The 12147-nt window shown below is 43.1% G+C and carries 10 protein-coding genes; 4 read left to right on the top strand and 6 right to left on the bottom strand.

From position 1 onward, the window contains the following. The 3 genes from WBA23_RS23210 to WBA23_RS23200 form a co-directional block, all read right to left on the bottom strand. The coding region (locus WBA23_RS23210; protein WP_424584661.1) for a hypothetical protein at positions 1 to 868 on the bottom strand (868 nt) is incomplete at its 3' end. A 63-nt stretch (positions 869 to 931) separates the two neighbouring features. Continuing rightward, a complete protein-coding gene (locus tag WBA23_RS23205) occupies positions 932 to 4051 on the bottom strand; it encodes a M56 family metallopeptidase (protein ID WP_424584660.1) in 3120 nt (1039 codons plus the stop codon). Then, complete coding sequence (locus tag WBA23_RS23200) at positions 4048 to 4449, bottom strand: BlaI/MecI/CopY family transcriptional regulator (RefSeq protein ID WP_424584659.1); 402 nt, start codon at positions 4447 to 4449, stop codon at positions 4048 to 4050. Before WBA23_RS23200 ends, WBA23_RS23205 begins: the two co-directional genes overlap by 4 nt. Positions 4450 to 4684: 235 nt before the next feature. Here WBA23_RS23200 and WBA23_RS23195 point away from each other — a divergent pair, with 235 nt between their 5' ends. Then, a complete protein-coding gene (locus tag WBA23_RS23195; RefSeq protein ID WP_424584658.1) occupies positions 4685 to 5638 on the top strand; it encodes an aldo/keto reductase in 954 nt (317 codons plus the stop codon). A gap of 44 nt (positions 5639 to 5682) precedes the next feature. On the opposite strand, the gene WBA23_RS23190 is transcribed toward WBA23_RS23195, so the two are convergent. Further along, positions 5683 to 6078 (bottom strand): hypothetical protein, encoded by a 396-nt coding sequence (locus WBA23_RS23190; RefSeq protein WP_424584657.1) that lies wholly within the window; start codon positions 6076 to 6078, stop codon positions 5683 to 5685. Between the two features lie 128 nt (positions 6079 to 6206). After that, positions 6207 to 8795 carry a DUF5686 family protein gene (locus tag WBA23_RS23185; protein ID WP_424584656.1) on the bottom strand — a complete coding sequence of 863 codons (2589 nt, stop codon included), beginning with the start codon at positions 8793 to 8795 and terminating at the stop codon, positions 6207 to 6209. A 212-nt stretch (positions 8796 to 9007) separates the two neighbouring features. Here WBA23_RS23185 and WBA23_RS23180 point away from each other — a divergent pair, with 212 nt between their 5' ends. Together WBA23_RS23180 and rsgA are read left to right on the top strand one after the other, a co-directional pair. Beyond that, on the top strand, positions 9008 to 10252 hold the full coding sequence (locus tag WBA23_RS23180) for a 3-deoxy-D-manno-octulosonic acid transferase (protein ID WP_424584655.1): 1245 nt from the start codon (positions 9008 to 9010) through the stop codon (positions 10250 to 10252). Further along, complete coding sequence (gene rsgA / locus WBA23_RS23175) at positions 10249 to 11172, top strand: ribosome small subunit-dependent GTPase A (RefSeq protein ID WP_424584654.1); 924 nt, start codon at positions 10249 to 10251, stop codon at positions 11170 to 11172. The genes WBA23_RS23180 and rsgA overlap by 4 nt, the downstream gene beginning before the upstream one ends. Here rsgA and WBA23_RS23170 read toward each other — a convergent pair whose 3' ends face one another. Further along, complete coding sequence (locus WBA23_RS23170) at positions 11173 to 11709, bottom strand: DUF421 domain-containing protein (RefSeq protein WP_424584653.1); 537 nt, start codon at positions 11707 to 11709, stop codon at positions 11173 to 11175. It lies immediately after the preceding gene. A 183-nt stretch (positions 11710 to 11892) separates the two neighbouring features. On the opposite strand from WBA23_RS23170, the gene WBA23_RS23165 reads away from it, so the two are divergent. Next, on the top strand, positions 11893 to 12147 hold a 255-nt coding region (locus WBA23_RS23165), incomplete at its 3' end, for a DUF2306 domain-containing protein (RefSeq protein ID WP_424584652.1).

The following is a 12147-nucleotide window of genomic DNA, read 5'->3' as shown; positions in this document are numbered from 1 at the left end:
CTTTACTTTCAAATCCGCTTAAGCCTACCTGCTTATTATATTCGTCGGTTAATAACCAATCAGGGGCTTGTTTACCTAATAGTTCGTGAGGACTGGCTACTTTTCTTTTTTCTCCGTATTGCCTGATTTCATAATCGGCCGGGAAGTATGATGCGGCTACAAAATCTTTAATGTCCATTGTATTAAATTTAGCATTAGCAACAGTTTCCACTGAGATATTATGTTCCATTTCTCGCCTTTTTTTAAAAGGTAAGTTGGTTGACTTATCAATCCACAGTTCATACCGGGAGGTTGGATCTTGATAACCGTAGGGACTTTTAGGTATGTAATGCGCTTTACCAAAAAACTCTACCTGCCTATCTTCATAAATAGTTAACTTTACATAAACTGTGTCGCCTAAGTCTTCAAAATTTAACGTGACACTATCTTTTGTATTCAATGCATATTCTATAATATCTCGAGTATACTGATAAAATGGTACGTTTACCGGTCGGAAAGGAAGTTTTCTGACATTAAAACTGTCTATCATTATTCCTTTTTTCTCTTCATAAACGGAGGCTCGCATTTCACCATCGTAAGCGAACGCTAACTGGGTAGTATCCTGGCCATTCAATACCACCCAACTAGCACCTAGAGTGGTATCGGTAGGATTATTATATGCTCTATAATAGCGATAGTATATATTAGATGGAACGGTGTCTCCCGGTGTCCAAGGTTTAGCGTAAGAATCATAAGTAGCTGATTTTATTTCTTTCAGATTAGACAGAACTTCTTTCAGGTACTGATGAGGATTGCTCGGTTCAGGATCAGAACAAAATGTAAAAAGCAATAAATAGCTTAGTGAAAAGATTATTATTTGATAGTTCATAGTGTTATTTTTCTGTTTATGCTTCACCCCCTTTGATTCAGAAAGTATTCAGGTACCCCAGTCCTATTTTAAAATAATCCGGCGGGTGATTGAGAAATTATCAACTGTCACGCGAAGTAAGTATACATCAGCCGGGAAGCGGGCGGTGGAAATAGCGGCTTCTTTACTGCCAGCATCAAGATAACGGTGCCCTTCTGAATGCAACACGGTGCCCTCTTTGTTTAGTAGCTCGAGCTTCACACCGTTAGGCTTGTCTAAGGCAAATCGCACATTGATTTCATCGCTTCCCGGATTGGGCGAAACAAATAGTTGTTTATTAAAAGTGGGTGCTTTATCGGGTAGTTCTTCCTTTTTTAAATGCAACGTCCACGCCATAGGAAATGACTGAAGCAGACGACGATCTACTATCACAATTGAACTATAGCCTGGGTAAAAATATTCAACTTTCTCTACATCTTCGGGCAATGTCACTTTATACTCACCGTGTTCATCAGTACGAGTTAGTAAAAATTTTTCTCCATTACGTAACCCGCTGATCTTAGCTCCAACTAACGGTTCCCCACTCCCCGTGGCAACTAGCTTACCTTGAACAGTTCGGTCTGCTATGTATCCATTAAATTCTCTAGTAATTATTCTTACTAACTTAGTGTATCCTCTTTCCCGATACTCTGCTGGAAGGTTCTGCCATTGGCGATCTCCCTTAGAAGTTTCCGTAGATTTAATATTCAAATTCAGTGCTTCAACATCGTCAAAGGAGCGAATGTCTTTTCGCAATTGACCGTCTAAAATGAACAATAGCTTTTCTTCGGGTGTCTCTTCTTCCGTGTAGGCTCGAATAACAAAATTGTAATTTGCAGGAACATTCTGATTATCCCACATCGTAAAGGCCACCGAATCTACGGGGATTGTACGGGGGTCTACCGGAGTATCATCTAATGTGAAAAGCGTACCTGGATCATCGATTGTATAAAACCCATCTTTATTTACGGTGTCGTTCAGCAACTCCGCTTCACTCAGTAATCTCATGGTGTTATTTTCAGGGTCATATAAAAATCTAACTTGCAAATCCTGATACACCGAAGAGTCAGCCTCTAACTGACCTATCCGTTCACCAGTAATAACTAGCCGATTTTCTTCTTTAAACAGACTTAGGTATACCGCTTTTTGCACGCTAGCATCTACTTCGGTGTGCTGGGTGGGAAAATCCGGATGGGTAACCTCAAATTCTGTATTGGTTGTTTGAGCGGGTAAATATATCTGATAGTATCCCTTTTCATCCGTTACCGCGATGGTACCGTCTGTTGCTTTAATGAAGACCCCCTCAATACCCTGATTGGCGAAAGCATCCATTACCCGGCCAGTGATAGTTTTGGTTAAGATAGTATCCGTATCATTTCGCTGTAAAGAATTGATGGCATTATCTAGCTTATTAATCTCACGCTGTATCGCTTTTCTATCTTCTTCTAAAGCCGCTTCGCTCATTCGCTCAATTAAGCGTTTCTGAAGTTTATCGCGGTACTTTTCTAAGCGATCTTTACGAGAGTAAGTAATCAAACTGTGATATTCTCGGCCTTCAATGGCGATCTCCTCAGGATTTCTATCGGGCCAATGTACAATCAGCGATCCTTTGTGCGTGGCGGGTAACTGAAAACTACCCGAGGTATCAGTGAAGGTTTGTTTACCGCTTTCTTTGACTTCTACTTTAATATTAGGCACTGGCTGGTACTCTCTTCCGTCTCGGGTAGTAATTTGCCCAATTACCACAAACGGTTTCTTAGCAACCGGATAATCATTAGTGAAGGCGCGTACTACCGCTGAATAGTTCTGGTCAGTAAGGTTTTGCAAAGAGGGAGGAATTGGATCATAGTATACCTCGTACCGCCGAATAGTCTTCATTCTGATTGACTCCGGGTTCTCCACTACCTCACCGTTCAGCATATATACGGTAGATTCTCGAAAGTATTTCCAGGAGTTTGAGACTCTTTGAGTAAAGTCTTTCTGGCCAATGAGGTAGTCTTCCCTCGAGTAGGAGGCCAACTCACTGGGTAACGTAACCGCAAAGTTATATCGCTGTCCGTAGCCAATGAAATCCGGCAGTCGTAAGTCATTTTCTACCTGATTGAAATCGGGTTGATACCAGGAAAAAGCCACTAACGATAAACTAACCACACTAAGTAGCATGATAAAAGGAGCTACTGAGATGCCTCGTTGGGCTCGGCCCGGATAAATAATTTGCTGAATACGGTCGGATAATCCACGTTTACCAGATGCGGCTACACTTTGTAGGGGAATCTGAGTAGCCTGAGTGGCTACCTGTAACAGTGCTTGGGCGTAGACCCGAGGCCGTTGAGTAACATTTATAGTTAATTTATCGCAAGCGAGTTCCCGCTCCCGCTCCAATACCGACGAAATATACCAATACGCCGGATGATAGAATAGAATTATCTCAGCTACCGACTGTATCAAGTTCCACAAATAGTCGCGCCGTTTAATGTGCGCTAGTTCATGAATGAATATAGCTTCCAATTGGTCGGCAGGCATCATAGTCAGCAAACTAGTAGGAATCAGAATAATTGGTTTGATCCAACCTAATGTGAGAGGCGTATTGCTTCGGTTGGTACTAGCATACGATACCGCTTGATTGATACCCAATCGTTGAGATAGTTTCTTCACTCGCTGCTGCCAGTTGGCGGGAATGGGCTGGGTGCGGTACCGCAGCCGCTGACTTTGTACTAGCCCATTAACTAAGCGTAGGCCAAAAATAAAACTACCCACTACCCAGAGCCAAGCCAACCAGGGAGCGAGCTGGGTAAGTCGGGTTAAACCAGTTTCCCAGTTGCTACTGCTTTCAACCACAGTAGTTGGCTTAAGTGCGGTTTGCGCCAAACTGCTAGAGCTTACACTGATTGTCTCGGCAGGAAACTCAGTAGAATGTGTAATAACCGGTGTTGGGGCCAGATCAATCCATTGCTGGCAAAGAGTGCCCCCAAAAGCTGCTAGAAAAATTAGGAGAGTGGCAAAGGCTACGGTAAAGCGAGTATTGGGTTGCTTCGCCTTTCCGAAACGAAGAAATAGTGCGAGCAAAAAGAGCGACAAAAAACCCTGCCACAGCGAGTGCAAAATAGTAATTCCTAATGCCTCAGCGGCTGTAGAAAATAGCGGATGTTCGGTGAAAAAATTCATGACGGGGGATTATCATCTAAACCATCTAAAAAATTGCGTATTTCTTCAATTTCTTCGGGAGAAATTTCGGAGCGACCAATCGTCCGCATCACCATGGAGCTGGCAGAACCGCGAAAAACCCGCTGAATAAACTGATCAAGCAACTGCCCATTGATTTGCTTTTCGGTCACTGCCGATGAGTATAAATGGGACTTCCCCTTCGCTCCTTCCGTAGTGCGGGTAACCAGCTCCTTCTCATGCATAATCTGCATGAGCTTCAGCGTGGTGGTGTAGCCGGTAGGCTTCCGTTGATTTAAAATCTCATTTACTTCTTTAACCGTAGCCGGTTCCCGCTCCCACAGTATCTGTAGAATGGCTAGTTCGTTTTCCGATGGCTTAAGTAATTTCAGTTTGTTCATAGCATTACGAATTATTTCGTAATACAAGTAAAGGAAAAATATTCTAGTATGTCAAGCTTATTACGAAATAATTCGTAATAAGTATTTTGATTCAGTTTTTAGGAAGTCAAACATTTTGTCATCTAACCAGTCATTAATCAAATAAGTGTTAATGTTTTTGTGCGTTCTGGAAAATTTCCTTACCGAGGGCTCGTACGAAACCATAAACACTTTAAAACCATAACACCAATCATCCATGAAGCAATTAACATTTAGCAACAAAGATACAATGGCAGCCATCGGACTAGGAACTTGGAAATCAGATCCGGGTGACGTGTACGATGCGGTTGTTGAAGCTATTAAAGTTGGTTATCGTCATATTGATTGCGCGGCTATTTACGGCAATGAAGCTGAAATTGGCGAAGCTCTTAATAAAGTTTTTTCCGATGGAACTGTGAAACGAGAAGAACTCTGGATTACTTCCAAACTTTGGAACAGTGCCCATATGCCAGAAGATGTGCAACCAGCTCTGAAGAAAACACTGACTGATCTGCAACTGGAATACTTAGATTTGTATTTGATGCATTGGCCAGTAGTTCTTAAACCGGGCACGGTTTATCCCGAATCAGGAGAAGATTTTCTAAGCTTGGAAGAAGCCCCGATCATTGAAACCTGGCGAGCGATGGAAGCCCTAAAAGACCAGGGAGCCGTTCGGCATATTGGAGTTTCTAATTTCAGCGTAAAAAAACTTAAAGACTTAAAAGGGCAAGCAAATCACCAGCCAGAGATGAATCAGGTGGAGATGCACCCACTATTGCAACAGCCCGACTTAATGGATTATTGTCAAAGTGAAAACATTCACTTAACTGCTTATTCGCCGCTAGGCTCCAACGACCGGCCGGAGCGATTAAAGAAAGAAGACGATGTTAATTTGCTAGAGGAGCCTACCATCAATCAAATTGCTGATAAACACGGTTGCACCGCCGCTCAAGTACTCATTAGTTGGGGAGTAAATCGTGGCACAGCAATTATTCCCAAATCGGTAAACCCGAAACGGATTAAGCAAAACTTAGATTCAGCCGAGGTTTCGCTCAGTGGAGACGATATGCAGCAGATTGCCGAACTAGACAAGCACCGCCGCTATATTGATGGTGCTCTTTGGTGTCAGGATGGTAATTCCTACACCATGGCGAATTTGTGGGATGAATAGAAAGAGTATTACAGTGTTATAGTGCGTAGTGTTATAGTTTTTAGCTACTGCTGAAGCAGTTTTTCTAAAGCCATTTTTTTATCCATTCTTTCAAAGGAATAGGTAGCTGATATTTCTTCAGCAAGTTCTAACAACATGATAGCTTGGTTAAGATAAACGTCAGCTTCTTTCTGATTGGCAGATAATTTGTGTTCAGCCACTGCTTTGAGATAATCCGATAGGGTTTCAAAGTTTGCTGCCGTGATATTCCGTTCTAGTAGATAGGCTTTCAGTGCCGTTCTGTCCAATTCAAGCAGATGATTAATATCAATATCTAACTCATTTTTCAGCTGCTCATTAGCTACCTCAATACCCTGAAACACCTGAGTATTAGATTTTAACCCTAAAAAGGTTTCCACAATACGAGCCATTACTTTACCTAATTGCTCAACATGCCTCATAATGTAGTCTCGTTCCATTTATCTTTTTTTAGGGAATATTAGTCCACTGCTTCTATAAAAGTTGTCTAACGTAACCCATAATATAAGGGTTCCTAACTAGACATATTGCCTAGTCATTACCGGGCACCTTACTCAAACATATTCTCCAGACTAGTAGAAATACCAATGCGGACGCCAAAGTCAATGTAGTCAGTATCGTTGAAGCTAGCGACAGCTTCTACCCGAAAAAAGCGAAAAATATTATCTAAGCTATAGCCTACTTCAGTGTAGTGGGGCGAGGCATCTGTTTTAAGATAATTGACGAAGAAGTTCTCCTTCAACCCTAGCATTCGGACTTCAAAAATCTGGGTGAGTAAAAATTTGCGGAGCTGATAGTACAGATGACTAGCGAAGTAGCTTTGCTCGGTACTGTACAAGTAATAATCCAGCAAGCGGTAACTACCCACCGGATCAGATTCTTGCAGGAAAATACGGTTACCAGCAAAATGCTGGAAATCCATAAAGTAGGTTTGCCGGTTACTTAGAAAGCTGCCCGCGTATACGTTAGCAAATAGCCGCCCTCGCGCGCCAATATCAAACTGATGCTTAGCTCCAATCTCCAGAAAATCGTAATCCACATCGCTAGAAAATAGTGATGAAATTCCCTTACGGTAAGTAAGGCGAAATTGCGGAGATGAGTTTTTAATCACACGTTTATCACCATTGCGAATGCGGTACTTCAAGAATGGCTCGTATTCTCCCGATAAGCTAAAAACGAATGCTTGGTGTATCGGAAAGTCAATAGCAGTTTCTACGTTGGGTGGAGCATTAGGAGTGTACTCCCGGCTGCGGTCGAACAATGCATAATCGGTATTGTTAAAAAGTTGGTAACGTTCGGTCCATTCTACAGATGATCGTAACGTTAACTTATCGCCGGAGCGGTAGCGACCACTCAGCTTTCCGTAAGACTTCTCGTAGATCTTCATAAAGTTCTGCTTACCCAGCAGCGTGAACACCGTATTCAGTAGCGGGCTAATTGGCTCATCCTCGTTGAACTGACTCACAAAGCGCCCCCCTTCCGCAGTAACTTTCCATTCTTCGTTAAAAGAATAAGGAAGAATTGCTTTACCCGTCAGTCTCCCCCGGGCAAACGCATAACGAGGTAGTAGTTGAGGGTTAATAGAAGTAGAATCACTCAACTTTATGCTGAAGTTGAGCGGTAGAGTAATGTTAAATCCCTCAACAGTATTATAGTAAGGTATCGGAAGATTAAATCGGAACGAAACCCGCTTGCCCAGTGAAAACTTCCGTCCTATATCAAAACCACTTCCTGATTCATCTTTATTTTCTTTTTCCTCCTCTTCGCGTTCCACTACTGCCAAACTATCCAGTTTTCGGTAACTATTGCGCTCCATTTCATTTAGCGGAACCGGACGTACCCGAGCCCAGTAAGCCGAATCAGATTTTGCCGCAGTAGAGTCAACCGTCATGCTAGTAATCGAGACTATATCTTCTGTTTCGGATTCTTCTTCCAAGTCGTCCTCATATTCTCGCAACATTTTACGAAGCTGCTTTCGGGTGAGCTTCTGCTCCTGCCGAAATAACTTGTCCACTTCACTATTACTGAGAGTATCCGCTCGGGCTTGCAGCTTCTCTTCTTGAATAAGGGCTGCTGCTAATTCCTTATCTATTTTTTCGTCGACCACTTCTACCGCCACATCTAAGTCTGGATTTAGCGTGATATCATAATCGCTCACCGTAGCCAAATACTTATATTCTAAATGAATACCCAGAATTTTTCCGGTTACATTGATATTGTAGGTGACAGGCAACCACACTGCCTCTTGAACAGGAGCATAAATTTGCTTGGCCAAAATTTTAAAGCCTTGCTTGTAGGCAAACATGTTCAGGCTATGGATGCTCCACAGATCTTCTATAAGATAGATAAATCCGGTAAACACGTTATCGCCTCGCGAACGAGGTATTACCCGAATTTTATTGACGGATCGCCCTCGGTCGTAAAAACTGCCTTCGTACTGAAAGCGATAATAAGCGAACGCTCGGGGCGATAGAGGGGAAACTGCTCCGGCAATTTCTGGTTCGTAAAAACTGCCGTAGATAAATCCGTTCGGACCAGTATCATTATCATCACCCGAACTACGCACCGAGATCACTTGTTCACTTAGCGTATTAGGCTGCTCGAACGTAATTTCGCTAATCGATTCTGATACGAACACCGTTGAACTATCTACGCCTTCTTTTTCTAATAATTTTCGCAGATAAAAGGGAGTCTTCTTCACACGACCGCCTCCTTTTACATATACCTGCGCGGTGTAGTGCTGCACCTGCATTTGGTGATACTTACTTTTGGCAATAGCCTTCCGCATAATGGTGTAGGCTGGGTCTTCGGCGCCGGCTTCTACAACCACCTCTTTCAACTGAATAGTTTGGGTGGGCAGTGTAATAGTAAGTTCTTGAAAATCTGAACCAACGGTTATTGATTGAGATTGAGCGGCGTAGCCCATATATTGAAAAACCAGGTCATACCCCCCCGGTTCTAATTGGATTTCGTAGTAACCTTCTTCGTTAGTCGTAGTTCCTGTTTCTAGCTGCTGAATATAGATAGTAGCGTACGATAGTGGCTCCCCCTCATCATTGCGGATAATACCCCGAACCCCCTGAGCGAGGGATGTAGTGGCAACTAAAAAAAATAGAAGATAGCAACAAAAATAACGCATAGAAAAGAGTTTACTACTTACAGGATGCAATATCGAGACGAAGCGTTGTTTCATCAAGCAATAAAAGTTGAACCATCAAAAATGATTTAAGTAAACAGAAAATAGTAATTAATTTTTCAGAAAAAATAGGATTGTTTTGCCCTTTCTTTACTTCTTTTGAGACATATCATTGAAAGCTCCGTTATAAGCATATGTACTTTTTCAGCTAGTTTATGTGGCTATATCAGATTGGAATTACTTTACTAAAAGCCGGACTATACTTATCAGCCCCTTTTTCGCGAAGAAACCGCAAATTTTTGCAGGAGCATAAAGGAGTATTTAAGCAGTTAAAGGCCTTTGCAAAGATACGGCAAGACGAACCCTGCTTCTGGTTTCACTGTGCTTCGTTGGGGGAGTTTGAGCAGGGGCGCCCAGTTATTGAAGCTCTAAAAGCAAAGTACCCGGATGCCCACATTGTTATTACCTTCTTTTCCCCTTCCGGCTACGAGGTTCGGAAAGATTACGAACTGGCTAGCTTGGTTTGCTATCTGCCCCTCGATGGTTTCATTAATGCTCGTCGCTTTGTTAAACTAGTGCGCCCTACTGTAGCTATTTTTATTAAATACGAGTTTTGGTACGGTTATCTGAAAGCATTAAAACATGATAACATTCCTAGTATATCGGTTTCTACGTTGCTTCGTCCCGATGCAGTAGCCTTTCAGTGGTACGGTGGTTTCTATCGGCGAATGTTGCGGCTGATTACGCACTATTTTGTACAAGATGAACTTACCGGGAAGCTACTAGAGAATATTGGTATACGGTCCACTACTTTAGCGGGGGATACCCGGTTTGACCGGGCGGCGGCTCTTTGTCATCAGGCCGAAGAAATAGAAATGGCAGAAGAATTTAAAGACAATGAGAAAGTAATGGTTGTTGGTAGCAACTGGCCCCCCGATACCGAAGTGTTGCTACCATTCATTCGGGAGTTTGAAGAACGAATGAAATTTATTATTGCGCCTCATCAAATTAACGAAGAGCATCTGTCCTACATCGAAAAGAATATTCCGTATAAAATTATCCGCTATTCCCAAGCCAAAATGAATACAATATCTAACTACCGGGTGTTGCTGGTTGACAATATAGGAATGCTTACTTCTTTGTATCGGTACGGAGATTTCGCTTACGTAGGCGGTGCCTTTGGCAAAAGCTTGCACAACATACTGGAACCGGCCACCTTCGGAATGCCCCTGCTCTTTGGCAACCGTAGCTACCAACACGTGCGGGAAGCGAACGATCTGCTAAAGTTAAAAGGTGCCGTTACGGTAAATGATACGAAGGATTTGCGATACAAATTTTTAACGGTTTGGAATGATGAAGAAAAGCAACAGCAAGTAGCAGAAATTTGCCAGAACTACGTGCAAACCCACACCGGGGCTACCCAGAAAGTAGTAAATTACCTTGAACGCTTTTTGCCATGAAAGGACTGGTGATGAAATCGACCGGTTCATGGTACAGCGTTTTAGCCGATAACGGACAAACATACCCGAGCCGTTTGCGAGGGAAGTTTAAGATAAAAGGACTAAAGGTGACCAACCCGGTGGCGGTAGGCGATAGTGTAACCATTGCCGAAGAGGGTGATGAAGAAAATACGGCAGTAATTACCGAAATTCTGCCTCGTGAAAATTACATCATTCGTAAGTCGACCCGTAAGGCGCACCACGGTCATATTCTAGCCGCCAATATCGATCAAGCTATTCTGATCGTCACCCTAGTATTTCCTCGAACCTCACTGGGTTTTATTGATCGCTTTCTGGTTTCGGCTGAGTCGTTTCGCATACCGGCACTGTTGGTCTTCAACAAGTCGGATGTGTTGGATGAAGATCAGCAGGAGCTACAGGCTGCTATTATGGATTTGTACGAGCAAATAGGATATCGCTGCCTGAGCATTTCGGCACTGAATGCTGAAGATGTAAACCGACTTAATAAGCACCTCAATAACAAGGTGAGCTTGTTCTCGGGCCATTCGGGGGTAGGTAAGTCAACTATCCTTAATCAGATTCACCCAGATATTCAGCAGAAAACTTCGGAGGTATCTACATTTGCTAACAAAGGAGTACACACCACCACCTACGCCGAAATGTTTCGGATTGAAGACCAGACCTTTGTAATCGATACTCCCGGCATTAAAGAATTAGGGTTAATGGATATTAATGAAGGAGAGCTGCGCGACTACTTCCCCGAGATGCGAGCATTGCTAGGTGAATGTAAGTTTTACGACTGTACCCACGTACACGAACCAGGCTGCGCGGTGCGCGATGCTGTTGAAGCAGACAATATTTCTGAAAGCCGCTACTACAGCTACTTAAGTATGTTAGAGGATGATGATTCTCATCGTTAACTACCGAAGGCGCGATACCCCCTGTACACCCTGCAAAATGTCTGGATCAAGCTCAGTGTCCTCCCCCGAGTGTAGTACCGAAACGTCACCCGTAGTCTCGAAGACCACCGCTTTTACCTGATTGTAATTTAGAACATTCGCTTCCCGTAGTTTAGCCCGTAGATCGCTCTCGGTAAGCTGGGCTTTCTTCAGATTTTCGTGAAGGATAGTAGAGCCATCCATGATAAGCAACGGCTGGTTATCTACCACTTGACTAAACCAACCCAATTTCTGCCGTAGTAGCGATACAACCAGTTGTAGCAAGTATAAACTTAGTAGGGCGACTCCACTTTGCACTACACTAGGACTTTTATTGACAATAGCCGATGCCAGCATGGTACCCACCGCCACCGTCATAGCAAAGTCAAAACTGGACATTTTAGAAAAGCTGCGCAGACCGAAAATGCGAGTATAAAGAATAACCATTGAGTAGATCAGTACGGCCGATACTAGGATAGGAAGCAATTCGTTGGCCGAAGAAAAAATCCATTCTTGCATAGAAAATGTAGTTTAAAAAGTAAGCAATTAATGTACGAGCAGCCAAAATAGGTAATTCAGCCGGAGCAACCGAACGATTAAGCTATCACTTCCTGCAATTTATCTGGGTTTATCCACCGCTCAGTCAGTTATACTCGCTTCAGGATACTCAACTACCTACCTTTATCAAAAAAATTAAGGCTCATGGAAACCACCCGAACTGTCGTTTTAATCTTACACATCATCGCTGGATTTATCGCCCTTACTGTAGGAGTAGTTCCGTTTGCGGCCAAAAAAGGAGGTAAGTTGCATAATACTACGGGTAGAATCTTTTACTACGCGATGATCTTCGTAGCCGTTTCTGCCTTCGGCTTGGCTATCTATCGATTCAGTCCGTTTCTGCTGATGGTTGGTTTGCTTACGCTCTACTCAACAGTAACCGGTTACCGGGGGCTTCAG

This window comes from Tunicatimonas sp. (assembly GCF_049647865.1).
Lineage (GTDB): Bacteria > Bacteroidota > Bacteroidia > Cytophagales > Cyclobacteriaceae > Tunicatimonas.
Note: the sequence above shows the minus strand (reverse complement) of the source record. Positions and strands in the feature narration are given on the sequence as shown.

Excerpts from the sequence above, each read along its gene's own strand:
- WBA23_RS23205 (WP_424584660.1), bottom strand. The coding sequence starts at position 4,051 with ATGAATTTTTTCACCGAACATCCGCTATTTTCTACAGCCGCTGAGGCA.
- WBA23_RS23200 (WP_424584659.1), bottom strand. The coding sequence starts at position 4,449 with ATGAACAAACTGAAATTACTTAAGCCATCGGAAAACGAACTAGCCATT.
- WBA23_RS23195 (WP_424584658.1), top strand. The coding sequence starts at position 4,685 with ATGAAGCAATTAACATTTAGCAACAAAGATACAATGGCAGCCATCGGA.
- WBA23_RS23190 (WP_424584657.1), bottom strand. The coding sequence starts at position 6,078 with ATGAGGCATGTTGAGCAATTAGGTAAAGTAATGGCTCGTATTGTGGAA.
- WBA23_RS23185 (WP_424584656.1), bottom strand. The coding sequence starts at position 8,795 with ATGCGTTATTTTTGTTGCTATCTTCTATTTTTTTTAGTTGCCACTACA.
- WBA23_RS23180 (WP_424584655.1), top strand. The coding sequence starts at position 9,008 with ATGTGGCTATATCAGATTGGAATTACTTTACTAAAAGCCGGACTATAC.
- rsgA (WP_424584654.1), top strand. The coding sequence starts at position 10,249 with ATGAAAGGACTGGTGATGAAATCGACCGGTTCATGGTACAGCGTTTTA.
- WBA23_RS23170 (WP_424584653.1), bottom strand. The coding sequence starts at position 11,709 with ATGCAAGAATGGATTTTTTCTTCGGCCAACGAATTGCTTCCTATCCTA.